This is a genomic window from Streptomyces sp. CA-288835, assembly GCF_050936385.1.
Lineage (GTDB): Bacteria > Actinomycetota > Actinomycetes > Streptomycetales > Streptomycetaceae > Streptomyces.
Genome location: NZ_JBNJMW010000001.1, coordinates 3,602,108 through 3,627,834, shown reverse-complemented (window position 1 = coordinate 3,627,834; position 25,727 = coordinate 3,602,108). Strand labels below are relative to the sequence as shown.

Below are 25,727 nucleotides of genomic sequence, written 5' to 3'. Positions count from 1 at the left end.
GATGATCTTGACGGGACTGGCCTCGAAAGGTGCCCTGGACGTAATGACCGAGGCGGTTCAGAGCCCTGCTCGGGTGAACGTCAGGTGCATGACCCCGCTCGGCGAGGAGGTGGCCTCGACCTCGTAGTCCTTCTGGAGGTCCTCCAGTCCGTCCCAGAGGCGTGAGCCGCGGCCGAGCAGGATCGGGACCACCACGACGTGCATGTGGTCGATGAGCCCGGCGGCGAGGAAGTCGCGGATCACGGTGGCGCCGCCGCCGATGCGTACGTCCTTGCCGTCCGCGGCCTCCCGAGCCGTCTCGAGCGCTTTGGCGGGCGACGTGTCGAGGAAGTGGAACGTCGTGCCGCCCTCCATCTCGATCGACGGGCGGGTGTGGTGGGTCAGGATGAAGGTCGGTGTGTGGAAGGGCGGGTTGGGCCCCCACCACCCCTTCCACTCCGGGTCCTCCTGCCATCCGGGGTAACCGAACTTCCCGGCGCCCATGATCTCCGCGCCGATCCCGGGCTCGAACCGCCGCGCGAAGGCGTCGTCGAGCCCGCGACTCCCGCCGGGTTGGCGGGTCTTCTCGTGCCAGAACCCGGTGGCGAACATCCACTCGTGCAGCCGCTCCCCGGCGTGGCCGAACGGCGCGTCACGGCTCTGGGGCTCACCGGTGCCGAAGCCGTCGAGCGAGATGGCGAAGTTGTGGACGCGGGCGAGTGACATGGCTGGCGACTCCTTTGTCTCCTGCTGGTCGGGCTACGTCTGTCTCCTGCTGGTCGAGCTACGTCGGACCAGCTCGGTCATGAAGCGATGATGACCGCACCGCTGTCATGACGTCCAATGCCAATTCATTCCAGGTCTCATAGATAAACTTAATTAATGCTGAACCTGACTCACCTCAAAGTGCTGGAGGCGGTCGCCCGCCTTGGATCGGTGACCGAAGCGGCGACGGAGCTGCATTACTCCCAGCCGTCGGTCAGCCACCACCTGGGGCGGCTGGAAGCCGCCACCGAGGCCAAGCTCATCCAACGAGTGGGCCGCGGTATCCGACTCACCCCCGAAGGCGAACTCCTGGCGCAGCGGGCCACCGAGATCCTGGGACGAGTGGACGCCGCATCTGTGGAACTGGCCGCCCGCGTGGGGCTCCGTGCCGGACGAGTACGACTCGCAGGTTTCCAAACGGTCCTCAGCACCCTCGTCCCGAAGGCAGCCACCGAGCTGTCCCGCAGGCACCCGGGAATCGAGTTGAACCTCGTCGATGCCCACCCGGTCGAGGGCCTGCAGATGCTGCGCTCGGGGCATGTCGACATCGCCTTGATATTCCGGCATGCCGACACTCCGCTGGAGGAGGACGGCTTCCGGCTCACCCACCTGCTGGACGACCCCCTCTACCTCGTCAGCGACCAGCCCGACCAGCGTCTCGAAGACCACCGTGACTCCGCATGGGTCGGCGGCTGCGAACGCTGCCGAGCCGCCACGATCACGGCATGCGAACGCGCCGGCTTCTCACCACGTATGGCCTACTCCTGCGACGACACGGTCGTCTCCCAGGCGCTGGTAGCCGCCGGCATGGGTGTCGCCATCCTCAACGGATTGGCGTTGCAGGCCCACCGGGCGCCGGGCATCCACACCACACTGCTCCCCGGCAACGCCCGCCGCATCTACGCCGCCACCTACGGCGACCCACCAGACCCACCCGCCACAACCGCACTGATCGAGATCCTGGCATCACAGTCCCCACCACCGAACCGGGCCGAGGCGGAAGAGCCGACGCCGATCAGCCGATCCAGCACGAGTGCAGTTCGCCGCTGAGGAGCACTGGCTCCAACGAGAGCGATGCCGCACGGCGGCCGTCGCCCGCGCGGCGACCCGCACGATCTTGCGTACGCACGGAGCGCATGACCTGACGGACGCGGCGGTCCAAGTGGTGAGCGAACTGACCGCCTGTGCCTGCCAGTTCACGCCCGCGACGGACGTCTACCTGTGCCTCCGCTACAGGGAGGGAGTTCTCCGGGTGATCCTTTACGACGGTCACCCCCGCCACTCGCACCCTCGCCTGGCGGCGGCCTGCGACGCGAGACGCCGTGCAGCCCTGCGGGTACTGGCCTGCGTGGTCCGGGCATGTGGCGGTGACTGGGGCTTTGGGGAGGCCCGCGAGCGGGGCGCGGGACGCGCATGTGGGCGATGCTGCCGGTGAAGGGTGCGAGGGCCTACGTGGGACAGGGGCACACCTGTGGGTGACGCCGACTGGAAAACCGAACGGATCGCCCGCGCGGGTGCCTACGGTTTCGGCGTGCCCGAACCCTATGTGATCGAGCTTGAACCAGAAGTGAGGTTCTGGCTCAAACTCTCTCTCCCCAGCACTACCGGCAGGCCGAGGAGAAGGCTGAGATCCTCTTGTCGTCACCGACCACGCTCGGTGAGCCGCACTCCCGTAATCCGGGTGAGGGCGTGCGCGAGCTGCGGTTCATCCAGGACGGCAATGCCATACGGGTGACGTACTGGCTGGCCCCTGAACGGCGCATCGTCCTGCTGACGGTCTTCAGAAAGACCCGGATGCGGGAGGAAGCAGAGGTCAAGCGTGCCAAGCAAGCGAAGGTGCTGTGCGAGGCAGAGCATGGTCCCGCGCACGACGAGTTCACGCGCGATTTCCGGGAGGAACTGTGAACCACACCCGCTGGAGACTGGCGCGCGAACGCAAGGCCGCCGAGGGATACACCGAGCCCCCGGAGGTCGTGGCCGAGCGGGAGCAGATCCGGTTGGCGCATGACCTGGGGCAGCTCGTGTACGACCGGCGTACGGCCTTGGGGCTCTCGCAGTCGGCGCTGGGGGAGCGACTCGGGATGACTGCCGACGACGTGGAGGCCGTCGAACTGGGCGGGCTGCTGCCCGTTACCGCCGACCTGCTCGTCAGGCTGGCCGTGGCCCTCGAAGTCACCGTGGACGTCCACGTGGTGTCCGACGGGCACAACACGGTGGCGTTCGGCGAACGGGCCGCGTAGCAGCTGGCGTTGGGGTCACCCGGTCCGGGAGCCGGAGCCTGTCGGCGCCACATACCGCCCTGTTCCCATCGGTGTCGTCTCCATCTCCCTTGTGGGGCAGGTGAGTTGATCACGCGTGCGGCAATGGGGCGATTGCGCCACGTCGGTACGTCTGCGCTCGGCGCAAAATCAGTTGTTCATGTCGTGATCTCGGGTTAGGAAGAGGTCATGACTGCTCTCGGTGCCGTGTTCCGCCCTCAGTTGCCGCCTGAAAAGTTGCGAGACGTCGCCCGTGCCGCCGATGCGGCGGGACTCGAAGAGCTCTGGCTCTGGGAGGACTGTTTCCTGGAGGGCGGGATCTCCACCGCGGCCGCCGCGCTTGCCTGGAGTGAGCGGCTGCGGGTCGGGATCGGGCTGCTGCCCGTGCCTCTGCGGAACGTTGCCGTCACGGCCATGGAGACCGCCACGCTCGACCGGCTGTTCCCCGGTCGCTTCACGCTGACCGTCGGGCACGGGGTGCAGAGCTGGATGGGGCAGGTGGGGGCGCGGGCCGAGTCGCCGGTCACGTTGCTACGTGAGTATCTCGATGCGCTACGGGACCTGCTGCGCGGCGAGCGCGTCACCACCGACGGGCGGTACGTGAAGCTGGATGACGTCGCCCTCGACTGGCCGCCGCCCACCGCCCCCGAAGTTCTCGCCGGTGTCACCGGTCCGCGCTCGCTGCGCCTGGCCGGCCAGGCCGCCGACGGTACGCTGCTCACCGCCAGCACCCCGCCGGAGGGCGTACGGAAGGCTCGCCAACTCATCGACGAGGGGCGGAAGTTGGTCTCCCGCACCGACCCCCACCGCATCGTCGTCTACCTCCTCACCGCCACCGGCCCGGACGCCCAGGCCCGCCTCAAGGCCGAACTCACCGCCGAGGGCGAGGACAAGATCCCCGGCCTCGGAGCCGCCGGCGACGCCGACACGGTCGCCCAGGGCGTACAGCGCCTGATCGATGCTGGAGCCGACACCGTGATCCTCCAGCCCACCGCCGACGAACCGGACCCCGAGGGCTTCGTCCGGTTCGTCGCGGAGGACGTACGGCCACTCGTTCCGTAGGGCAATCACCCATGGGCCCATGGGGCAGCTACGAGCCGTGACGCGGGAGTTCCGTCGTCGTGGCCGGAAAAATCCAGTCGCCGGCCGAGACGACCTGCTGCCACGATCAGCCCCATGAGCCAGTCAGCCCACTCACCCGAGTCACCCCAGTCACCCACCACCTTCGAAGACCTCGTCGCCGAAGCCGAAGCCGCGCCCACCGAGGGCTGGGACTTCTCCTGGTTCGAGGGGCGGGCCACCGAGGCGCGCCCGTCGTGGGGCTACGCGAGGGCTATGGGGGAGCGGCTGGCGAAGGCCGAAGCCGCGCTCGACATTCAGACCGGTGGCGGCGAAGTCCTCAACTCGGCGGACCGGCTCCCGCCGCTCATGGTCGCCACCGAGGGCTGGCCGCCGAACGTCGCCAAGGCCACCGCCCTGCTCCGCCCGCGTGGCACGGTCGTCGTCGCTTCGCCGGAGGACGCCCCGCTGCCGTTCGCGGACGAGACGTTCGACCTGGTCACGAGTCGGCACCCGGTCGCCCCGCAGTGGGCCGAGATCGCGCGTGTCCTCAGTCCGGGCGGTACGTACTTCGCCCAGCACGTGGGCCCGCGGAGCGCCTACGAAGTGGTCGAGTACTTCCTCGGCCCGCAACCGCAGGGGCAGGGCGCCGACCGCCACCCCGACAGCGAGCGCGCCGACGCCGAAGCCGCCGGGCTGGAGATCGTCGACCTGCGGGCGGAACGGCTGCGGATGGAGTTCTACGACATCGGGGCCGTCGTGCACTTCCTGCGCAAGGTCGTGTGGATGGTGCCCGGCTTCACCGTCGACCAGTACCGGGACCGGCTGCGCACCCTGCACGAACAGATACAGGCGGAGGGCCCGTTCGTGACCCACAGCGCCCGCCAGCTCATCGAGGCCCGCAAACCGTGAACCGGGGGTTCAGGTCTCGTCCCGCAGGCCCAGCCGCAGGTGCTCCACGTGATGCAGCGCCTGGTCCAGCAGCTCCGCGACATGGTGGTCGTACAGCGCGTACACGATCGACCGGCCTCGCCGCTCACCCGTGACGAGCCCGAGGTTCCGCAGCAGCCGGAGCTGATGCGAGCAGGCGGACTGCTCGAGGCCCGCCGCCTCCGCGAGTTCGCCGACCGCGCAGGGGCCCTCCTGGAGGCGGGCCAGTATGCGCAGCCGCGAGGGAGTGGCCAGGGCCTGGAGCGTGGCGGCGACGTCCACGGCGCCCACGGCGTCCAGACGTTCGCGGGTGCTCTTCTCATCCACTCCGTGGCCCATGACGTCATCGTAACGACGCGGCCGGACAAGCGGTCGAAACCGTCGCAGCGGTCGAGAAGTGGTCGAGCGGTGGTCGACAAGCTGGCTGGTTATGCGTGCGGGCCGACTGTCACCTTCCCCACCACCAACTCCGCACTGGCCTCGAGGACTTCACCCACCCGATCCACCTGCTCCCTCAGCTCCCGCTCCTGCGCCGCGCTCAGCCGCCCCAGGGGCTCCACCGTGACCGTCGTCCGCTTGCCCTGCCGCCGCTGGTGCCAGACGCCGGCGACCACGCCGTCGACGAGCAGCACGGGATAGTTCCCCGCCTGCCCGCCCGCCAGCGCCCGCTGGTACGCGGCTCCGGGGAACATTCGCTCCCGTGGCTGCGCGGCGATGGCGTACGCGTCGAAGTACGGCAGCAGGCGCACCCCGCACACGCCCTCCGACGGGAAGCCGGTGTCGCCCGCCACGACCCAGGCGGGCGACCCTTCGAAGTCGACCTCCTCGATCCCACCGGAGGCAGCCAGGGCGGCGAACAAATCGGCGGCCCAACTCTTCGGACCGGCAACCCACTTGGCGAAATGCTGAGGGGTGGCCGGACCGTACGCGTGCAGATAGTGGCGTACGAGCGTGGCGAGGGCCTCCTCCGCGGGCAGCGGCTCGAAGCGTGGCGGGCGGGTGTACGTAGCCTTGCGGCCGCGGTTGGGGGCGAAGCACAGGGCGCCGGACTGGCCCGCCCGGTGCATCACCTGGCGCCAGCGCGGCCACTTGCCCTGGAACGCCTCCATCACCAGGTCACCGGCCCAGGGCCCGGTGCGCGCGACGACTTCCTCGGTCAGTTCGTCGATGGTCAGCTGCTTCCCGTCGAGGGCGTCACCGATCGCGGTGACCACCTCGTCCTCCTGCGCGGGCGTCATCCGCACATCCGGTGGGAACGGGCTCGGGCCTTCGGGGATCGCGGTCAACGCGGCGCTCCAGAAGGGGAGTTCGGCGGATGCGAGGAGGTGGATCGTGCCGCGCGGGCCGTACGTCTTCACCACGCTGCGGTCGTCCCACAGGGCAGCGCGTACGTCCTGCCGGGTGGCGCCGCCGAGTCGTAGGCCCACGGAGAGTTCGGCCGCGGAGAGGACCTGCGCGTGGGTGGCGAGCAGGGTGGCTACGACCTCGGCGGGTGGTGTGCCGGGCGGTGCGGGCGTACGCAGCAGTTGTCGCCCATAGCGGCGTGCGCTTGCCTCGTCCCAGGTGATCCTCGAAGTCATGGTGGCGACGCTAGTCCCGAACGAGGTCAGTTTCTGTCCTCTTTGCTGCGCTGCGCGCGGGCGGGACCCGGAAGGCCCGCTCAGAAGTCCCGTACGGTGACCCGCACCCCGGGCCGCAGGCCCCACCCCTCCATCGCGCCGGCTTCCGCCTCCAGCACGTGCCGGGCCCGGAACCTGGGCCGTCCGATACGTCCCGGAGGCATCGTCCGCACCGCCAGGACACGTAACTCCCGGTCCAGGTACGCGACATCGATCGCGAACCGCATGCCCACCGTGTGCACCGCGCTCGCGGGCGTCAGCAGGAGGGCACCTTCGATTCCGTCGCGGCCGAGGAGGCCGTGGCGTCGGGCGCGGCGGGACTCGGCGAGTTCCAGGGGGATGGGGGTCGGGGTGTCCGGGGTGGTGAAGGTGGGCATGGCTGCGAAGTTAGCGACTGGCGTCAAGTGGGGTTGGTGGGTGGTTCACCCTTGTGGAGGACTCCGGAGAACATGTCACCGAAGACCCCGCAAGCGGTCAGAAACCCCTGAATTCCTCCTCATCCCACTCGTTCTCCTTGGATTCCGTTGTGATTCGGCCATGATCAGGCCCTGAATGAACGTCTCCGCACCCACCCCGGCGTTGTCGGACGGTTTCGGAGAGTAGTTATCTCATGCAGATGCACGCAGCAGCACTTACGAAGGGTTATGGTGGAAACCCCCCCTCGGGCCGGTCCGTCTCCCCCCCACGGACCGGCCCGTTTTTTGTCCACATCCGGGTGGGGCTGGGTGTGGTCGCCCCCGCCGCCCTTACCCATCCCATCCCGGGGCGCTGCCCCGGACCCCCGCTGGGGGCTGCGCCCCCGGACCCCCGTTCGGGGCTCCGCCCCGGAACCCGTCAGGGGTGCGTCCACGGGCCCGTTCGGGGCTCCGCCTCGGAACCCGTCAGGGGTGCGTCCACGGGCCCGTTCGGGGCTCCGCCTCGGGCCCGTCGGCCTGGACGGCCTCGTCCTCAAGCGCCGGACGGGCTGATTGATGCGGGCCTGCGCTGACGAGGCTCGGCCGCGCCGGATCAGCCCTCGGGCGACCGGCCCGGCCCCGGCCGCACTCAGCGGCTGCGCCCACGGGCCCCGAGTGGGGGCTGCGCCCCCGGGCTGCGCCCCCGGGCTGCGCTCGGGGCTTCGCCCCGGACCCCCGTCGGCCTGGATGGCCTCGTCCTCAAGCGCCGGACGGGCTGGTTGGTGCCGGCCCGCGCTGACAAGGCTCAGCCGCCGCCGTTCCAGACTTCGGGCGATCGGCGCCGCCGCGCGGCTCAGGGCCGCGCCGAACCCGGACCTCGGGCGATGGCCACGCCAAAACAGCCCCTCTGGCTACCGCCACGCAAGATCAGCTCTCCAGGCGATGGCCCCGCTAGATCAGCCTCTCCGGCGGTCGCCGAGCAAGATCGGCCCGTCCGGCGTTTGCCGCGCAAAATTCAGCCCCTTGGGGGTCCCCCCAGCGGTAGCTGGGGGAGTTTGAGGAGCGGGGGTCCGGGGGCTGGCCCCCGAAACGGGGTCCGGGGCGGAGCCCCGAAGGGGGGGCGGGGGCGCAGCCCCGGCGGGGTCCAGGGGCGGAGCCCCTTGGTATGGGACGGGTAAGGGTGGCGGGGGCGGAAAACCGCCCCTCGGCCCGCGCGCAGGGCGCACACCCGGGTACCCCCAGCCCCCACAGCGGTAGGGTGTCGCCCTCGGGGGATCGCCATCTGCACGGAGGGGCTGACTAATAACGTGAACCTGCGCGACAACCTGCGCCGCTTGCTGCTCAGGGTCTACGCACGCAGGGTGGAGGTCCACCTCGACCACGACCAGGTGCCCAAGCACATCGGGGTCATCATGGACGGCAACCGCCGCTGGGCGAAGGCGGCGGGGAGCACCACGGCCCAGGGCCACCGTGCCGGCGCGGACAAGATCGAGGAGTTCCTCGGCTGGTGTTCCGAGACCGATGTCGAGCGTGTCACCCTCTGGCTGCTGTCCACGGACAACCTCGACCGGCCGCAGGAAGAGCTGGTCCCGCTGTTCGGGATCATCGAGAACGTCGTCCGCACCCTCGCCGCCGACGGCCGCTGGCGCGTCCATCACGTCGGTACGGCGGACATCCTGCCCTCGCATGTGCAGACCGCCCTCAAGGAGGCCGAGCAGTCCACGGCCCATGTCGACGGAATAGTGGTGAACGTCGCGATCGGCTACGGCGGCCGTCAGGAGATCGCCGACGCCGTCCGCTCGATGCTCCTCGACCACGCGGACAAGGGCACCTCCATCGAGCAGCTCGCCGAGAGTGTCGACGTCGACATGATCGGCAAACACCTCTATACGAGTGACCAGCCCGACCCCGACCTGGTGATCCGTACCAGCGGCGAACAGCGGCTGTCCGGATTCATGCTCTGGCAGACCGCGCACTCCGAGTACTACTTCTGCGAGGTCTTCTGGCCGGCCTTCCGCAAGGTCGACTTCTTGCGCGCCCTGCGTGACTACGCGGCGCGACACCGGCGCTACGGAGGCTGAGCCTCCGCCGGCAGCTCGCGGGCAACTCGTCGGAAAAGGGCCTGAACAGGGCGCGCTCAAGGGCGTACTCAACCGCGTACTCAGTAGGGACCCAGTGCGGACCCAGTGATGTATGTCATCTGGAGTTAACGCGCTCGCCGTCATATGCCGTGGCATGGCCGCGCCTCATCCAGGGCATAAGCCCTCCAGGTCGACACCCGAACCACGGGTGTCGTATCTCAGCGGACGGCACGGGGCCGTCCGCCCGGGAGGCCCTTTGCACCAGCCCGACCGTGCGGTCAGTACGGACGAAGCGGAGGGCCGGTCCTCGGCCCGTGCATCGGTGCCAGAGACCGGTCCAGTTCCTCTCCGTCGCTCCCCGACCTCATCCGAGGGGGTACGTCCTTCCGTGGTGACCAGCACAAAGCGCCGTATGCCAGACCGGCGCACCTATGTTCTCGACACCAGCGTCCTGCTGGCCGACCCGCACGCCATGAACCGCTTCGACGAGCATGAAGTAGTGCTGCCCGTCGTCGTGGTCACGGAACTGGAGGCCAAGCGGCACCATCCCGAACTCGGTTACTTCGCCCGGCAGGCCCTGCGTCTGCTCGACGACTACCGCGTGAAGTACGGCCGCCTCGATGCCCCGATTCCCATCGGGGACCTGGGCGGGTCGATCCGTGTCGAGCTCAACCACTCGGACCCCAGCGTGCTGCCCACGGGTTACCGCCTGGGGGACAACGACTCCCGCATCCTCGCGGTCGCCCGTAATCTGCAGGCCGAGGGATTCGATGTCACGGTCGTGTCGAAGGACCTGCCGCTGCGCATCAAGGCGTCCTCCGTCGGCCTCCTCGCCGAGGAGTACCGCGCGGAGCTCGCCGTCACGGACTCCTCCGGCTGGACCGGAATGTCCGAACTGACGCTGCCGGGTGAGCAGGTGGACATCCTCTTCGAGGAGGGGCATGTCTTCGTCCCCGAAGCCGCCGAGATTCCCGTGCACACCGGGCTGACGATCCACTCCGAGCGCGGCAAGGCGTTGGGCCGGATGACGGCCGAGGGCAACGTCCGTCTCGTACGCGGCGATCGGGAGGCCTTCGGTATCAAGGGGCGGAGCGCGGAGCAGCGTATAGCGCTGGATCTGCTGCTCGACCCGGACGTCGGGATCATGTCGATGGGCGGCCGGGCCGGCACCGGCAAGTCGGCGCTGGCCCTGTGCGCGGGCCTGGAGGCCGTGCTCGAGCGCCGGCAGCACGAGAAGGTGATGGTCTTCCGGCCGCTGTACGCGGTGGGCGGGCAGGAGCTCGGCTATCTGCCCGGCACCGAGGCCGAGAAGATGAGCCCGTGGGCGCAGGCGGTCTTCGACACGCTGTCGGCGGTCACCAGCCGCGAGGTCATCGAAGAGGTCACCGCGCGCGGCATGTTGGAGGTCCTGCCGCTCACGCACATCCGCGGCCGGTCCCTCCACGACGCGTTCGTGATCGTGGACGAGGCCCAATCCCTCGAGCGGAACGTCCTGTTGACCGTTCTGTCCCGCATCGGGGCGAATTCACGGGTCGTTCTGACCCATGATGTGGCCCAGCGGGACAATCTCAGGGTCGGTCGATACGACGGAGTCGTCGCCGTCATCGAGAAGCTGAAGGGGCATCCGCTCTTCGCGCATGTCACCCTCACCCGGTCCGAGAGGTCCCGGATTGCGGCACTGGTGACGGAAATGCTGGAGGACGGGCAGATCTGACCGAAGTGCTCAACTTCATAGCGGTTACGCGCTAGTTGGCGCCGTCCAGCAAAGGCAGTGAGCCTAGTTGGGCGGCGCCTCGGCGTGTGCGGGTTTCCGAATATCTCCTGGGCCAAACAAGGTGTGACCTTTCACACGCACCACAGAATTGCCTCCCGCCGTCGGGTTACGGCAGAGTCTCAGTCCTGTCAGGCCCCGCATACGACACACCTGTACCCCCAGCGGTACGGCACAACAGAAGCACCCCAAGAACTCCATACTGTCGTCGTATGCCGCCCGAGCACCAAGCGGCGCTCCCCGCAAGGGAGTTGCCCACCGGGCCCGCGCCTCCCGTGACCCCGCTGTTGGGAGGCCAGTGCCAGGGGCACGATTGCGTCCGCCAGGGTCACCGCGGCGGGCGATGCTGGAAGGAAACCGTGTGAGCCGGATTTCGGTCCGGGGATTCGCAGTGGCCTCGGCCACCGCGGTCACCACTGTCGGCAGTGTCGTCGGTGTTGCCTCGGGTAATACCACGCAGGCCCCGTCGGAAGACGCCGAGGCACTCGTCGGCAGCTCGACGTTCCTCGCGGACATTCCCGCGGGCCAGCAGGCCCAGGTGCAGACCGCGTCCCTGACACAGCAGGCGGACTCTCAGGCCATCGCGGCGGACGCCACCGCCAAGAAGGACGCCGAGGCAGCCGCGCGCAAGAAGGCCGCCGAGGACGCCGTCGCCAAGCAGAAGGCCGCCAAGAAGGCCGCGCAGGAGGCGAAGGAGCGCGAGGAGGCCAGGCAGGAAGCTGCCAGCCGTTCCGCGACGCGTGACCCGTCCAGCTTCGCGCCCCAGGCCTCGTACTCCGTCGCGGACATCCAGGCGATGGCGCGGCAGATGGTCCCCGCGGGCCAGTTCCAGTGCTTCAGCGCCATCGTCGACCACGAGTCCGACTGGAACTACCGGGCCGACAACCCCACCTCCGACGCCTATGGCCTCATGCAGGCGCTGCCGGGTTCCAAGATGTCCTCGGCCGGCGCCGACTGGGCGACCAATCCGGCGACCCAGATCAAGTGGGGTCTCAACTACATGGAAGACCGGTACGGCGGCCCGTGCGGGGCCTGGGAATTCTGGCAGGCCAACAACTGGTACTGACCCGCTCGTCGCTCAACCTCGCGGAGCCCCTCACCGTCCTTCGGTGAGGGGCTTTCCGCATGTACGGTCGGACGCGACAACTCCGGGGGGAGTGGTGGGCGGCTCAGGGGGAAAAGGACGGATCATGTCGCGAGTGCCAGGGTGGCTCGGCCGCGTCGGTGCCGGGTTCACCCGCATGGGAGAGCGCCTGGAGGAGCGGCGCCGAGCCGAGGCCGAGAAGGACATCCAGGAGGACTCCGAGGCCCCCGCTCCCGAGCACGTACCGCCCCCGCCTTCGTACGCCCCTGCCGTCGCCCCTCCCCGTCCCGATCCCGCGGCGGCCGTGCCGTGGGGGATGCGGGTCGCGGCCGAGGCCGGCTGGCGGCTGCTCGTTCTCGCGGGCACCCTCTGGGTGCTGATGCGGATCATCAGCGCCGTACAACTCGTCGTACTCGCCTTTGTGGCGGCGCTGCTCATCACCGCGCTGCTCCAGCCCACGGTGGCCCGGCTGCAGCGGTCCGGGGTGCCGCGCGGGCTCGCCACCGCGCTCACCGCGATCCTGGGCTTCGTCATCATGGGGCTCATCGGGTGGTTCGTGACCTGGCAGGTCATGGAGAACATCGACAACCTCTCCGACGAGATCCAGGACGGCATCGACGAACTGCGCCGCTGGCTGCTCAACAGCCCCTTCCATGTCACCGAGGACCAGATCAACGACATCGCGCAGAACCTGCGCGAGGCGATCAGCGAGAACACCGACGAGATCACCTCGGCGGGCCTGGAAGGCGTCACGGTCATCGTCGAGGCGCTGACCGGCATCCTCCTGACGATGTTCTCGACGCTGTTCCTGCTCTACGACGGCAAACGCATCTGGCAGTGGTCGCTCAAGCTCGTCCCGGCCGCCGCCCGCCCCGGCGTCGCGGGCGCGGGCCCGCGCGCCTGGCGGACACTCACCGCCTACGTACGCGGCACGGTCCTTGTGGCCCTGATCGACGCCGTCTTCATCGGCCTCGGCATCTTCTTCCTCGATGTCCCGATGGCCGTTCCGCTCGCCGTATTCATCTTCCTGTTCGCGTTCATCCCGCTCGTGGGCGCCGTCGTGTCGGGGGCGCTGGCGGTGGTGGTCGCTCTGGTGACGCAGGGCGTCTTCACGGCCGTGATGACCCTGGTCGTCGTACTGGCGGTCCAGCAGATCGAGGGCCACATCCTCCAGCCCTTCATCCTGGGCCGCGCGGTACGCGTCCATCCCCTCGCGGTGGTGCTCGCGGTCGCCACGGGCGGCCTGGTAGCGGGGATCGGCGGCGCGGTGGTGGCGGTACCACTGGTCGCCGTGACGAACACGGTGGTCGGCTACCTGCGCGCCCACTCCCGAGAGGCGTCGCTACGACACTCTCCGGCACCGCATGGGGCTACGGCGACGGACGCGGCGCCGGGGGCGGGCCCGCGGCCGACTCCGCCGCCGGCAGAGACTCCGGCTGGGGCCCCGGTGGAGGCGCCGCCTTCGGATACGCCGCGAGCGGAGTAGCCCTCGGGGCTACTCCGCTAGGCGGCCTCGGTGAAGTCCGGCGCGGTACCGCGCCCCACTTGAGGGCCGCAGGCCCGAAAGGGGCGCGGGGAACTGCGCGACCAGCCCCCACCGGCCCGCGGGTTCATGACTACGCACCCAGCGGAGCGCCAAGCACCGCCTCCGCGTCCAGCGTGACCGCCACCGCCTGGATCACTGCCGCGATCTTGAACGCCTCCTGGATCGTCTCGCGGTTCACGCCGGCCTTGCGGAGCGCCCGCTCATGGGAGTCGAGGCAGTCACCGCAGCCGTTGACGGCGGACACGGCGAGGGACCAGAACTCGTGGTCCATCCTGTCGACCCCCGGGTGCCCGAGAACGTTCGTACGCAGTCCGGCCCGCAGGTTCCGGTACTCCGGATCGGAGAGCAGATGCCGGGTCCGGTGGAAGACGTTGGTCATCGCCATGGTCGCGGCAGCGGACTTGGCGGCCGTAAACGCCTCGGGAGACAGCGCCGCGGCGGCTTCCCGAGCCGCCTCACGCAGCACCAGGGGCGAGCGCGAGGCGATCGCGCAGGCCAGCACTGTGCCCCAGAGCCGCTGCTGGGGCAGCGGACTTTCGCCGATCACGGAGTCGAGGTTCCGCCGCAGATCCTTGGCGTAGTCGGGAATCGCGGACTTCAGCACCTCGAGAGCCATGCGGCAACACTATGCCGGAGGGGCTGATTTCAGCCCCTCCGGCACCTTGGGAAGCGGGGACAGGGCCGGAGCCCCTGTAGCTGCTCCGTGCGCGACCCCTCCGGCCGTATGTGAGCCGCTCCGGCTTTTGGGGAGCGGGGTCCAGGGGGCGGTGCCCCTGTACCTACTTGGTGCGCTGCCCCGCCGGCCGTATTTCAGCCCCTCCGGCTTTTCGGGAGCGGAGTCCAGGGGCGGTGCCCTTGTAGCTACTCGGTGCGCGGCCCCTCCGGCCGTATGTGAGCCGCTCCGGCGTTTGAGGAGCGGGGGACAGGGGCGGTGCCCTTGTAGCTGCTCGGTGCGCTGCTCCTCCGGCCGTATTTCCCGCCCCTCCGGCTTTGCGGGAGCGGGTCCAGAGGGCGGCGCCCCTGTACCTACTCGGCGCGCGGCCCCCTCCGGCCGTATTTGAGCCGCTCCGGCGTTTGAGGAGCGGGGGTCATAGGGGGCGGAGCCCCCTATATCACTCCGTGCGCAAGCCCTCCGGCCGCATCAGCCGCAGCAGCGGCGGCAGGCTGAAGAGCGTCACCACGAGGACGACCCCCGCGCCGATGCCCGTCATCGCCAGCAGGCTCTCCCAGTCGACGCGTACCGGGACGCTCGACATCTTCAGCAGGACCGCGCCGAGGGTCAGGCCCACCGCCGAGGCGAGGGCCAGGCCGAGTGCGATCGGGATCGCCGTCTGCCACAGCACCGACAGGCTGAGCGTGCGGCGCCGGGTGCCGAAGGCGACCAGGGCGGACAGGAGCCTCTTGCGCTCGCGCAGCTGCTCCATCTGGGAGACGAGCAGGCTCGCGCCGATGAGGAGCAGGACGCAGGCCGCGCCGACGAACAGGCCCGTACGGATGGACTCGAAGCGCCGGGACTGCTCGGTCGCGGACATGGTCGTGGAGTCCGCGAGCGGGTCGAGTCGTATCGCTGTGTTCCGTACGTACTCGCCGGCGTCCGGCACCGATGAGTCGAGCCCGACGTACACCCCGACGGTGAGGGCCGGCATGGCCTTCGCGGGCAGGGCGCCCGGTGTGGCCAGGATGCCCTCGCGCGCCCAGCCCGTCGGGTCCTTGCCCGCGGTGGCCTCCTTGATGCCCCGGGGCACCGTCCAGGCGACTTCCTTGCCCCGTGAACCGGCGTAGGACGGGTCGATGTAGAGCTTCCGGCCGGGCTTGCCCAGCTTCGGCATGCTCGGGTCGTACTCGGCGTTCTCGACGGTGAAGAGGTCGCCGTCGCGGCACGAGGGCAGCTTGGCCACCTCGCGCAGGGCCGCGCAGTCGCCGACGGTCAGGTTCGCGGCGTTCACGGGGTCCTTCCTTCGGTCGGACACCGCACCGTCGGACAGGGCGAGCGTGTGCCGTACGCCCTTGGTCTGCTTCAGCTGCTGGTCGGCCTCCGCCAGTGGGACCTCGCTTCGCAGGCGAACCGTCATCTGGGCGCGCGAGAGGTCCTGACCCGTGTTCTTCGTGTAGTCGCCCTCGACGCCGGCGAACAGCATCTGCAGGGCGATCGCCCCGGCCACCGCCACCGCGATGCCGTTGACCATCCGGGCCGCCGTGCCGCTGCTCAACTGGAGGCGGCGTACGGCCAGTTGCCAGGCGATGCCGCCGGAGCCGAGGCGCCCGACGACCGCCTCCACGATCCAGGGCAGCAGCGCGGTGATGCCGACCAGCAGGAGGATGACACCGGCGGTCACCATGTACTGGTTGAACTCGCCGTTCTCCCGGCCCTGCCCGATCATCGGGTACAGCAGCCCGAGTCCGGCCAGCGGCAGCAGCAGCCGCCACCACAGCCGGCGCCGCGGCGGCTTGGCGGTGCGCACCACGCCGAGCGGCTCGATGACGACCCCGCGCAGTGCGAGCAGCGTCACCCCCACCGCGGCCGCAGGGACCGCGATCGCGACCAGCAGGGCGAGGGTGGGTGTCGGGTCGAGGTAGCTCGGGAAGACGCTGACGTCGAGAATCTCGGCGGAGCCCGCGATCTGACGTCCTATCAGGAAGAATCCGGCACCGAGGACCAGGCCGAGCATCGAGCCCGCGAGCGCCTCACCGGCGGCGATCCGCCGGGTCATCCGGCTGTCGGAGCCCACCAGCCTGAGGGCCGCGAGCCGCCGGTCGCGCCGCTCGCCGCCGAACCGTACGGCCGCGGCGATGAACACGGCGACCGGCATCAGCAGCACCACGAAGACCACGAGGATCAGCAGCAGAAGGACGGGGTCCGTCCTCTCCGGCTCGTCGGCCCCTTGTGGGCCGAAACGGTCGATGCGAGCCACCCCGTTACGGCTGCCCGGGTCGGAGAGTCCGTCGGTGCCCCGGTAGAAGGCGAGTTCGGCCGAGCCGATCAGCCCGCTCTCGCCGATCGTGCCGGTGATCCGCTGGGGCAGCCGTTCCCTCAGCAGCTTTCCGGAGTCGGACTCCAGAAGCTCCTTCAGCGCGGGGGAGACCACCATCTCGCCGTCCGCCGGGAACTCGTCGACGCCGGGCGGCAGCGGGGCCCGCGGCCCTTCTGGCTTCAGCTCACGTCCCCGGACGACCGTCTCGCGGAAGGTCGTATCCGTTTGCGCGATCAGGAGGGAGCGGTCCGATTCGGGCACCTGGGTGTTGGTGTCGCCGTAGTGCAGGTCGTTGCGGGCCTCCTCTCGATTCTCCCGCACCGCCAGCGCGTTCGGGAGCGCGGTGGTCAGCAGCAGCAGTGCCACACCGAGCCCGACGCCGGTCGCGGTCAACAGGGCCCGGACCCACCCCTCACGTCCGCCGGCGAACGCGAACCTGAGTCCCATGCCGAGGTCGCGCGACCACTGACGCATCTTCATACGACGCGCTCCATGTCCCGGGACTTCCCGTCGCGTACGACGATCTCGCGGTCCGAGTACGCGGCCACGCGGGCCTCGTGCGTGACGAGGACGACGGCGGCGTTGGCGGACCGGGCGGCGTCCGTAAGCAGGTCCATGACACGCTCACCGTTGAGGGAGTCGAGCGCGCCGGTGGGCTCGTCGGCGAACACCACACGCGGGCTGGTGACCAGTGCGCGGGCGACGGCGACACGCTGCCCCTGGCCGCCGGAGACCTCGCCGGGCCGCTTGCCCTTGAGGTCGTCGACCTCCAGGCGCTCCATCCACTGCAGGGCGGTGCGCTCGGCCGCCTTGCGGTTGGTGCCGTTCAGACGCAGCGGCAGGGCTACGTTCTCCACGCAGCTCAACTCCGGTACGAGCTGGCCGAACTGGAAGACGAAGCCGAACTCCGAGCGCCTGAGCGCGCTGCGCCGGGCGTCGTTCATCGTCGTCATTTCCTGGCCGTCGAACGTGATCGAGCCCGAGTCGGGCATCACGATCCCGGCGAGACAGTGCAGCAGGGTCGACTTTCCGGAGCCGGACGGGCCCATCACCGCGACGACTTCGCCGGGGTGGATGGAGAACTCCGCGCCGTCCAGCGCGGCGGTCGGTCCGTACGTCTTGCGCAGGTCGACGGCCGCGAGCAGGGAACCTTCGGGGGTCATCGGATCACCGCCTCGGCGAGTTTGTCGAGGCGGGCGGCGGTGAGTTCCAGCCACCGCAGATCGGCCTCGAGATGGAAGAGGGCATGGTCACAGATCAGCTGGTCGGCGAGATCGCCTTTGCGCTTGCGGTCGGTGAGGATCCGCATCATGCGCAGATGCTCGGAGCGCTGCGCGTCGAGGATCTCGACGGCGTTGCGGTCTGTGAGCAGCGCGAGGACGACCTTGGTGTAGAGGGTCGACTGGAGATACGGCTCCGGCTTCTCCGGCGTCGCGAGCCACCGCTGGACGTCGGTGACGCCCGCCTCGGTGATCGCGTACCGCTTCCGCTCCGGACCGTCGCCCGCCTCGACGCCGTCGACCTCCACGAGGCCGTTCTTCAGCAGCCGCGACATCGTCGAGTAGACCTGGCCGTAGTGCAGCGGCCGGTCGTGACCGAACTTCTCGTCGAAGGCCCGCTTCAGGTCGTAACCGTGACGCGGTCCCGACTCCAGGAGCCCCAGAAGGGTGTGACCGATGGACATGCGGAGCACTCTACACACCGCGTATACACCGCGTGTATACGCGCCGTGTGTAGGCCACGGCAGGGCGTACGGGAGGGCAGGTCGGGGCCGATTGTCACGGTTCTGCTACACGCGGCGGGGGCGTCCTCGTGGGGCGAGAGGGTCCGAACCGTCCGGTGCGAGACGCCTCACACGCAGGGGCGCAGGGCAACCTTCTTCCGCTTTCGGCCGTCGATTCCTTTGGGGTCGGTGTTGACGGGTGCTGATTGTCACGTCCGGAAAAGACCGGATCGGCAGTCCTATGTCACAACGCGTGGTGTTAGTTTGCTGAGCTGACTTGAATGGTGCACCTGTGTGACGCGTGAGTTGAACGGACACTGAAGGCGAAGCGGAGCGGATCGGACCCATGGGAAGAGCGGAAGAGAGACGGGCGCGGCAGGGCGGTGGCCGCCGCCGCGCCGCCCCGAAGCGCTCCGCCGAGCGCAGCGGCATACGCGGCTTCTTCACCTGGAAAAAGGTCCTGGGCTCGTTCTTCGGCCTCTGCCTGCTCGGTATGGCTGCCTTCGTCGCGATGTACCTGATGATCGAAGTGCCCAAGGGCAGCGCGGCAGCGGCGGAGGCCCAGAAGCAGAGCAACGTCTACCAGTACAGCGACGGCTCGATCATGGCCCGTACGGGCAAGGTCAACCGAGAGATCGTGGACCTCGCCGAGGTCCCCAAGTCCGTCCAGCGGACCTTCGTCGCCGCCGAGAACAAGACCTTCTACAAAGACGGCGGCGTCGACTTCAGGGGCACGGCACGCGGTCTGGTCAACACCCTCTCCGGCAAGGGCAAGCAGGGTGGTTCGACGATCACGCAGCAGTACGTCAAGAACTACTACCTCGAGCAGGACCAGACCATCACGCGCAAGCTCCAGGAACTGGTCATCTCGCTGAAGGTGGACCGTACGACGTCCAAGGACGACATCCTCGCGGGCTACATCAACACCAGCTACTACGGCCGCAACGCCTACGGCATCCAGGCCGCGGCCCAGGCGTACTACCGCGTCGACGCCAGCAAACTGTCGGTCGCACAGGGCGCCTATCTCGCCGCGGTGTTGCAGGCTCCGAGCCAGTACGACTGGTCCGAGGCCACGGACACGGGCAAGGAACTGGTCAAGCAGCGCTGGGCGTACGTACTGGACAACATGGTCGAGATGAACTGGCTCGACCCCGCCAAGCGCGACGGCCTGAAGTTCCCCGTGCCCAAGGAGCCGAAGGGCGCGCCGGGCCTGGAGGGGCAGAACGGCTATCTGTGGGACGCGGCCAACAGGGAGCTGCGGAAGCAGCTCATCGCCCAGGGCACGGCCAGTGACGCGGACGAGGCCCAGAAGATGGTCGACGCGGGCGGCTGGACCATCAAGCTGAACATCGACAAGAAGAAGCAGACGCAGCTCGAGAAGGCCGTCAAGTCGCAGCTCACCCGCAAGCTGGACCCCGAGAAGCGCAAGGTCGACGCCGATGTCCAGGCCGGAGCCGTCTCCGTCGACCCGAAGACCGGCAGGGTCGTCGCGCTGTACGGCGGCGTGGACTACCTGAAGCACTACACGAACAACGCGACCCGTACCGACTACCAGCCCGCCTCCACGTTCAAGCCGGTGATCCTCGCCGCCGCCGTGGAGGAGGAAGCCGAGACGCAGGACGGCACGCCGATCACGGCGGACACCAACTACGACGGCACCAGCAAGCGCCCCGTCACGGACGACGGCAAGAAGGTCGGGTTCAAGCCCCCGAATGAGGACGACGTCGACTACGGCGACGTCACCGTGCAGACGGCGATGAACAAGTCCATCAACTCCGTGTTCGCGCAGATGGGCGTCGACGTCGGCATGGAGCAGGTCATGAAGACCGCGAGCGATCTCGGCATGGACGACGCGGATCTGCAGGCCGTGCCCGCACAGACCCTCGGCTCGATGGGCGCGAGCCCGATGGAGATGGCCGGGGTGTACGCGACCCTCGCCAACCACGGCAAGAAGGTCACCCCCTCCGTGATCAAGAGCGTCGAGCACAAGGACCGTACGGTCGACCTCCCGGAGCCGATCGGCGACCAGGTCATCAGCCGTGAGGCCGCCGACACGGTCAGCTCGGTCCTCACCGGAGTGGTCGACGACGGTACGGCCAGGACGTCGGTCCGCGAGAACCCGGCGCGTGACGGCCAGCAGGTCGCCGGCAAGACGGGTACGTCCGACTGCAACAGGTCGGCCTGGTTCACCGGCTACACCCCTGAACTCGTCACCTCGGTGGGCCTGTTCGGCGAAGCGGCCAAGGCGGGCACCACGCGGTGCGGGAAAGACAAGCCTGTGAAGGTCAAGGAGTTCAGTCAGGTCTCGCTGCAGGGCGCGGCCGGCGGTGGCCGGGTCAACGGCGGTGGCTACCCGGCCGCGATCTGGGCGGCGTACACCTTCAACGCGATGGGCAATGTCACCAAGTTCGATCTGGAGACGGAGCAGGGCTCGGGCGTCCAGCCGACGTTCACCCCGCCGCCGCCCCCGGAGCCGTCGCCGAGCCCCGAGGAGCCGTCGCCCGAGGAGCCCGCGCCGCAGCCCCCGTCCCAGCCGGAGCAGCCGGAGCCGGAGCAGCCCAGTGCGGATCCGCCGTCGGACGAGCCCATCGAGCCGCCGTCGCCGGAGGAGCCCAGCCAGGACCCGGTCCCGCCGCCCGAGCCGCCCCCGGAGGACGGTGGCGGCGGAGACGGCGGCGCGGATACGGGCCCCGTCAACCCGTAGCGAAAACGGTGCCCCGTGCCTCTTCGGAGGCGCGGGGCACTGCTGTGTCCGCCCGAGCAGTGACCGCCGCTCCCAGCAGTGAACGCCGCTCACCGGCTGTCGGCAACGTGGGGGCGGCGTAGGGCTGCACAAATCGCCGCGTTCACTCAATATTCACCCAAATGTCGCCATAGCGGGACCGTTCGGTGGCACGAGCCTATGGTTGATCACATGTTTAGCCCGTTCCCGGCGGCGCCATGCGGCACGCAGATGAAAGGTTGGACGAGCCATGGATCGTTCACTTCGAGAGCTCGCCGAGCGCACGGTCGGCACGCACGACTTCATTGTGGGCCTCGCGCGCGAACCGAAGGTCAATCTGGCCCGCCCCGACCACGCCACCGGGATTTCCGAAGCCGAATCAGAGGCGGAGTCTCCCGCCGACGGCTGCGCGTCGCTCTATGACGCGATACGTGACATGAGTTCGTACGGATCCGAAGTGGAAGCGGAAAAGTGCAGAGGTGGCGATGACGGAATTCCGCGCCGCCGGTGAGGAGGGTGCATTCGACGAGGAACTGAGTCGCGAAAACACGGCTCGGTGAGAGTGGCCGCCGTCGGGTGGGGGCTTTCATGAGCACGGGAAACCAGAAAAACGCCTCATACCCGGAGGAACCCAGCGGACGCACCTTGGGGGACAAGTACTTCAAGGAGTTCGTGAAGCTCGTACACCTGAGCGTGCGGAGCTGGTGGTGGGGGGAGCCGCTGTTCGCGACCTTGGGCGGGGCGGGGGGCGCCTGGCTCGGGCATGACGGTGACCTGCCGATCGAGGAGGCGCTGGGCGTCGCCGTCTCCATGGTGGGCGTCATCATCGGGTCCGTGTTCGCCATCCTGGCGATGATCACGCGCGCCTGCGACAACACCTTTCTGCGCAAGGCGAGAAAGGCGCGCATCCTGCCCATCACCAATTACTTGTGGCCGTTCTTCACGGTGATCGCCATGGGCATCCTGTCCATCATCTGCCTTCTGGTGGTGGCTGGAGTTCCCGAGGAAGCACCGACGCCCCTGCGCATGATGGCCGGGGGAGTGGCGGGATTCTTCGTCCTGTGGACGCTGGCCAGCCTTCCTCCCGCCCTGGGAGTGCTCATCGTGTTCACCCGCCTCGTTGAGAAAACCTCCGGCATAAGTGAATGACGGCACGTGAGGGAAGGCGGCGGAAACGACGGCGGTGCGGGGACGTGTAAAGCGTCTCCCGCACCGACGGGGTGTGTCAGCTATTCCCCTCGTCATTCTTCGACGAGGAGGTCCAGATAGACGTATCGGCCGTCGAGGGTGATGGTGCCGTCACCGTAGGCGGAGCGGTATTGGCCGGTGCCGCCGATGATGCCGGTCTTGGCCGTCACGCCCTTCTCCGGGTTGTACGTGATCATGTCGCTGAGCTTCAGCGTCCCCTGCTTCAGGCGCAGCGTGCGGGTGCATTGCGTGGTCACGGTGGTTACGTCTTCGTCCTCATGAACCCGGACCGCGCTGCACTCCGACGCACCGTCACCGACGTACTGCAGCTGATCCGTGTCCAGCTGCTTCTTGTCCCGCTTCTCCGCCTTCCCCTTGTCAGGCTTCTTCGTCTTCTCGCTGGTCTTCTCGGTGTACAGCTGCAAACGGGTCGACCAGTCGTCACCGACATCGATCCATCTGGGCGTCGTATCGAGCCAGTTGACGCCCGTCAGTCTGAGTCTCTCGTTGTCGTCCTGGCCCGTCTCCTCGGCCTGTGCGAGCGTCGGAAGAAGGACGAGTGTGGTGGTGAGGGCGGTGACGGCCACACCACGGACAGCCGACTTGATCACGGGACCTCCAGGCCGAAGAAAGTGCCCCAGGCCTTCTGGAGCATGGGCGAGTCGTTCCACGCAGCTCGTTCCTGCGGCGTGGTGCACCGGTCAGTCATCGACGTGAAGGTCGAAGTGGACTTCGTCGCCCTTCAGGGTGATGTAGCCCTCACCCTCGGCGTCGTTGTAGAGCCCCGTGCCGCCGACGATGGCGGTCTTGGCGGTGATGGCCTTCTTGCCCTCGCGGGTGATCGTGTCGTGGAGGCTGATCGTCCCGTCCTTGAGGCGCAGCACCCGCGAGCACTGGGTGGTCAGCCGGAAGGAATCGCCTCCGATGGCGGCCCACAGGCTGTTCTCGGCTTCGATGGCGGTGCACCGCGAGCTGGCGTCACCGGCGAACTTCTTCTTGGGGTGGGTGTACAGGTCCAAGTAGGTGGTCCAGCTCTTGCCGGCGCTGATGAACCTGGGGGCCGTGTCGTTCGTGGTGTAGCCCGTGAACTGCATCCGCACGATGTCCTCGTCCTGGGCCGTGGCCGTTGCCGAGGCCGCGACGGACAGCGAAAGAGCGAACGCGGCGGTCAGGGCACCGGCGGTCATGGCGCGGCGGACAGTGGCAGAAGGCATGCATCCTCCCGGAGTTCTGATTGCGGGTGCCCGAATCTGAGCCCCGGCGAGTCATTCCATGCGCCGGACCGCGCCACACAAAGCGCCTGGCGCGGCACGCCCCGCAACTCCACTCGGACAGGCGAACGATCGTTACCCCTCACGGGGCGGCCCGCGCCGCACAGCCCGACGCGTGCCTGTGGAAGGTGTCCTGGATGCGCTGAGGGCGGCACCCCGGCCGTCGGCCGACCGGGGAACCGCCCCTATGCCCGTACCTCCTGCGCCGCTACGAAGCGGACGGCACCCCGAGTTCGAACCAGACCACCTTGCCCGCACTGAGCCGGGTCGCGCCCCAGCGCTTGGCCAGCTTGTTCACCAGGTACAGGCCGCGTCCGCCCTCGTCCGTGGCGCGGGCCTGGCGCAGTCGCGGGAGCTGGGGCACGTCGTCGCCGACCTCGCAGCGCAGTACGTCCGTGCGCAGCAGGCGCAGCGAGATGGGCCGTGAGGCATAGCGCACGGCGTTGGTGACGACCTCGCTGACGAGCAGCTCCACGGAGTCGCTCATCTCCTCCATGTCCCAGCGGGACAGCGCGCGCCGTGCGAGGCGCCGGGCCCGGCCGGGTGCCGTCTCCTCGGGGTCCAGATGCCAGTACGCGACGTCGCTGGGCGCGATGCCGTCGAAGCGGGCGGCGAGCAGCGCGATGTCGTCGTCCCGGTCGCCCGGGCCGAGCATGTCGAGGACCTCGTCGCACAGCGCCTCGAGCGGCGGCGAGTGGTCCGCACCGGTCAACTGCGCGGTGGCGGCGAGCCGTTCGCGCAGCTGCTCTATCCCGGTCCACACGTCGCGCAGCCGGGACTCGACCAGACCGTCGGTGTAGAGCAGCAGTGTGGCCCCGGCGGGCGCGTCCAGTTCGACCGCCTCGAAGTCCACACCTCCTACGCCGATGGGGGCGCCCGGCGGCACCCGCAGCACCTCGGCCCGGCCGCCCAGGTGCAGCAGTACGGGCGGGGGATGGCCGGCGTTGGCGATGGTGATCCGGTGCGCGACCGGGTCGTAGACGGCGTACAGGCAGGTCGCCATGCGGTCCGTGCCCAGGCGCTGGGCCTGCTCGTCGAGGTGGTGCAGCACCTCCTGCGGCGGCAGATCAAGCCCGGCGAGGGTCTGCGCGGTCGTGCGGAGCTGGCCCATGATGGCCGCCGAGGTCATGGAGTGGCCCATCACGTCGCCGACGACGAGGGCGACCCGGCTGCCGGGCAGCGGAATCGCGTCGTACCAGTCGCCGCCGACCCGCGCCGTCTCGGCCGCCGGGAGGTAGCGCGAGGCGAGCCGCACACCCGTCGGGCGCGGCAACGTCTCGGGCAGCATCGTGCGCTGCAACTCGTCGGCGATGTACGCCTCGCGGCCGTACAGCACCGCCTTGTCGATGCCGAGCGCGCTGTGCGTGGCCAGCTGGGCCGCGACGAGGAGATCGTCGGCCTCGAAGGCCGGCCGGTCGGGGCGGCGCAGGAAGAGCGCCGCGCCGATCACGCGCCTGCGGCCGCGCAGCGGGGCGAGGATCGCCCGCTGGCCGCCCGGAACGGTCAGCTCCTCGCCGATCAGCTCGGGCAGCGCGGCGCGCGCCGCGGGCGCGTCCGCGAAGACGGGCCGTACGCCGCGCAGCACCTCGGCGAGCGCGCCGCCCGGCCGCACCTCGCACAGCTCGGACGTCGCGCCGAGGTCGGGCTCGCTCTGCAGCGCGGGCAGCAGGAAGCCCTCGGTGTCCCGGTCCTCCGGGATACGGTCCGTACGCCGCAGCCGCAGTACGACGGGCCCGGTGGGCCGCTCGTCGCCGACCGGCAGCGGGTCGCGCAGATAGACGAGGATCGCGTCCGAGTAGGTCGGCACGGTGGCCCGGCACAGGCCCATCACGATCTCGTCGAGGTCTATGCCGCGGGCGATCCGCCGGGTGGCGGCCCCCACGAAACGCAGCCGGTCGCCGTCCCGCCGCATGGGCATGGGCGTACCGGGCGCCGGGCTCTGCCCCTTACGTCGGTCCGGCACGGTGGGCGCCTCCGACTGCGCCGGAATGGACCCCGGCACCGGGCGCGGCCGGTGCGGATCGGGTTCGGCGGCCGACGGCTGGGCGTGCTCGGGACCCGCCGACGCGGACGCGGGCGTCCCGGCCGGGCCGTGGCCGTCCGAGGGAGCGGGCGTGCCGTGGCCGCCCGCGGGCGTACCGGTGGCGGCGGAGCGGGCTTCGGCGGAAGCGGGGGAGCCCAGCGGACCGCTCTGTACCGGTAAAGCGTTGGAACCGCAGCCCGGGCCGGGCGGCTCCGGGGTACGCAGCAGCGCCCCGCGGGGGTCCGCGGGGGCGGTGGGCCCGGCAGCTCCTGGCTGGTGGCCCTCGTGGGAGTTGGGGTGCTCCGTCACGCGTGTCGAATCCATCCGTCCGGGGCTGCGCG

Annotated in this window: 23 protein-coding genes; 12 read left to right on the top strand and 11 right to left on the bottom strand. The window is 69.4% G+C overall.

The features are described 5' to 3' along the window. Window positions 1-57: 57 nt before the first annotated feature. The gene (locus ACQEVY_RS16240; protein ID WP_432949038.1) at window positions 58-705 is read right to left on the bottom strand and encodes a dihydrofolate reductase family protein; all 648 of its coding nucleotides are present in this window, start codon (window positions 703-705) and stop codon (window positions 58-60) included. A 156-nt stretch (window positions 706-861) separates the two neighbouring features. Between ACQEVY_RS16240 and ACQEVY_RS16235 the strand changes: the two genes are divergently transcribed. From ACQEVY_RS16235 to ACQEVY_RS16215, 5 genes are all read left to right on the top strand, one after another. Then, complete coding sequence (locus ACQEVY_RS16235; protein ID WP_432949036.1) at window positions 862-1,794, top strand: LysR family transcriptional regulator; 933 nt, start codon at window positions 862-864, stop codon at window positions 1,792-1,794. 585 nt (window positions 1,795-2,379) lie between these two features. Further along, entirely contained in the window at window positions 2,380-2,649 is a 270-nt protein-coding gene (locus ACQEVY_RS16230; protein ID WP_432949034.1) for a type II toxin-antitoxin system RelE/ParE family toxin, read from the top strand. Further along, window positions 2,646-2,984, top strand: a complete 339-nt coding sequence (locus ACQEVY_RS16225) for a helix-turn-helix domain-containing protein (RefSeq protein ID WP_432949032.1) — start codon at window positions 2,646-2,648, stop codon at window positions 2,982-2,984. Before ACQEVY_RS16230 ends, ACQEVY_RS16225 begins: the two co-directional genes overlap by 4 nt. A 207-nt stretch (window positions 2,985-3,191) precedes the next feature. Continuing rightward, window positions 3,192-4,064, top strand: coding sequence for an LLM class flavin-dependent oxidoreductase (locus tag ACQEVY_RS16220; protein ID WP_432949030.1), 873 nt, complete (start codon window positions 3,192-3,194; stop codon window positions 4,062-4,064). Between the two features lie 114 nt (window positions 4,065-4,178). After that, entirely contained in the window at window positions 4,179-4,973 is a 795-nt protein-coding gene (locus ACQEVY_RS16215; RefSeq protein WP_432949028.1) for a class I SAM-dependent methyltransferase, read from the top strand. A 9-nt stretch (window positions 4,974-4,982) separates the two neighbouring features. Here ACQEVY_RS16215 and ACQEVY_RS16210 read toward each other — a convergent pair whose 3' ends face one another. The 3 genes from ACQEVY_RS16210 to ACQEVY_RS16200 all read right to left on the bottom strand — a co-directional run bounded on the left by ACQEVY_RS16210 (window position 4,983) and on the right by ACQEVY_RS16200 (window position 6,987). Further along, the gene (locus tag ACQEVY_RS16210; RefSeq protein ID WP_432949026.1) at window positions 4,983-5,330 is read right to left on the bottom strand and encodes an ArsR/SmtB family transcription factor; all 348 of its coding nucleotides are present in this window, start codon (window positions 5,328-5,330) and stop codon (window positions 4,983-4,985) included. 89 nt (window positions 5,331-5,419) lie between these two features. Further along, window positions 5,420-6,571, bottom strand: coding sequence for a winged helix DNA-binding domain-containing protein (locus ACQEVY_RS16205; protein ID WP_432949024.1), 1,152 nt, complete (start codon window positions 6,569-6,571; stop codon window positions 5,420-5,422). Between the two features lie 80 nt (window positions 6,572-6,651). After that, window positions 6,652-6,987 carry a DUF192 domain-containing protein gene (locus ACQEVY_RS16200; protein WP_432949022.1) on the bottom strand — a complete coding sequence of 112 codons (336 nt, stop codon included), beginning with the start codon at window positions 6,985-6,987 and terminating at the stop codon, window positions 6,652-6,654. A 1,325-nt stretch (window positions 6,988-8,312) separates the two neighbouring features. Here ACQEVY_RS16200 and ACQEVY_RS16195 point away from each other — a divergent pair. From ACQEVY_RS16195 to ACQEVY_RS16180, 4 genes are all read left to right on the top strand, one after another. Further along, entirely contained in the window at window positions 8,313-9,086 is a 774-nt protein-coding gene (locus tag ACQEVY_RS16195) for an isoprenyl transferase (protein ID WP_432949020.1), read from the top strand. Window positions 9,087-9,474: 388 nt separating this feature from the next. Then, entirely contained in the window at window positions 9,475-10,800 is a 1,326-nt protein-coding gene (locus tag ACQEVY_RS16190; RefSeq protein WP_432949018.1) for a PhoH family protein, read from the top strand. A gap of 400 nt (window positions 10,801-11,200) precedes the next feature. After that, the gene (locus ACQEVY_RS16185; protein WP_432949016.1) at window positions 11,201-11,923 is read left to right on the top strand and encodes a transglycosylase SLT domain-containing protein; all 723 of its coding nucleotides are present in this window, start codon (window positions 11,201-11,203) and stop codon (window positions 11,921-11,923) included. 124 nt (window positions 11,924-12,047) lie between these two features. Further along, complete coding sequence (locus ACQEVY_RS16180) at window positions 12,048-13,427, top strand: AI-2E family transporter (RefSeq protein ID WP_432949014.1); 1,380 nt, start codon at window positions 12,048-12,050, stop codon at window positions 13,425-13,427. A 130-nt stretch (window positions 13,428-13,557) separates the two neighbouring features. Here the strand turns inward: ACQEVY_RS16180 and ACQEVY_RS16175 are convergent, their stop codons facing one another. From ACQEVY_RS16175 to ACQEVY_RS16160, 4 genes are all read right to left on the bottom strand, one after another. Next, on the bottom strand, window positions 13,558-14,103 hold the full coding sequence (locus ACQEVY_RS16175; protein ID WP_432949012.1) for a carboxymuconolactone decarboxylase family protein: 546 nt from the start codon (window positions 14,101-14,103) through the stop codon (window positions 13,558-13,560). Window positions 14,104-14,599: 496 nt separating this feature from the next. Then, on the bottom strand, window positions 14,600-16,939 hold the full coding sequence (locus ACQEVY_RS16170) for an ABC transporter permease (protein WP_432949010.1): 2,340 nt from the start codon (window positions 16,937-16,939) through the stop codon (window positions 14,600-14,602). Beyond that, a complete protein-coding gene (locus ACQEVY_RS16165; protein WP_432949008.1) occupies window positions 16,936-17,622 on the bottom strand; it encodes an ABC transporter ATP-binding protein in 687 nt (228 codons plus the stop codon). The genes ACQEVY_RS16170 and ACQEVY_RS16165 overlap by 4 nt, the downstream gene beginning before the upstream one ends. Beyond that, complete coding sequence (locus ACQEVY_RS16160) at window positions 17,619-18,143, bottom strand: PadR family transcriptional regulator (protein WP_432949006.1); 525 nt, start codon at window positions 18,141-18,143, stop codon at window positions 17,619-17,621. Before ACQEVY_RS16160 ends, ACQEVY_RS16165 begins: the two co-directional genes overlap by 4 nt. 385 nt (window positions 18,144-18,528) lie before the next feature. On the opposite strand from ACQEVY_RS16160, the gene ACQEVY_RS16155 reads away from it, so the two are divergent. The 3 genes from ACQEVY_RS16155 (at window position 18,529) to ACQEVY_RS16145 (ending at window position 22,053) form a co-directional block, all read left to right on the top strand. Then, on the top strand, window positions 18,529-20,886 hold the full coding sequence (locus tag ACQEVY_RS16155) for a transglycosylase domain-containing protein (protein WP_432949004.1): 2,358 nt from the start codon (window positions 18,529-18,531) through the stop codon (window positions 20,884-20,886). 268 nt (window positions 20,887-21,154) lie between these two features. Beyond that, window positions 21,155-21,415 (top strand): hypothetical protein, encoded by a 261-nt coding sequence (locus ACQEVY_RS16150; RefSeq protein WP_432949002.1) that lies wholly within the window; start codon window positions 21,155-21,157, stop codon window positions 21,413-21,415. Window positions 21,416-21,492: 77 nt separating this feature from the next. After that, window positions 21,493-22,053: a hypothetical protein gene (locus ACQEVY_RS16145; protein ID WP_432949000.1), complete on the top strand. Its 561-nt coding sequence runs from the start codon at window positions 21,493-21,495 to the stop codon at window positions 22,051-22,053. A 92-nt stretch (window positions 22,054-22,145) separates the two neighbouring features. Here ACQEVY_RS16145 and ACQEVY_RS16140 read toward each other — a convergent pair whose 3' ends face one another. The 3 genes from ACQEVY_RS16140 to ACQEVY_RS16130 form a co-directional block, all read right to left on the bottom strand. After that, entirely contained in the window at window positions 22,146-22,703 is a 558-nt protein-coding gene (locus ACQEVY_RS16140; protein WP_432948998.1) for a hypothetical protein, read from the bottom strand. Between the two features lie 90 nt (window positions 22,704-22,793). Further along, window positions 22,794-23,306, bottom strand: a complete 513-nt coding sequence (locus tag ACQEVY_RS16135) for a hypothetical protein (protein ID WP_432948996.1) — start codon at window positions 23,304-23,306, stop codon at window positions 22,794-22,796. Between the two features lie 265 nt (window positions 23,307-23,571). Continuing rightward, window positions 23,572-25,710: a SpoIIE family protein phosphatase gene (locus ACQEVY_RS16130; protein WP_432948994.1), complete on the bottom strand. Its 2,139-nt coding sequence runs from the start codon at window positions 25,708-25,710 to the stop codon at window positions 23,572-23,574. Window positions 25,711-25,727 lie beyond the last annotated feature (17 nt).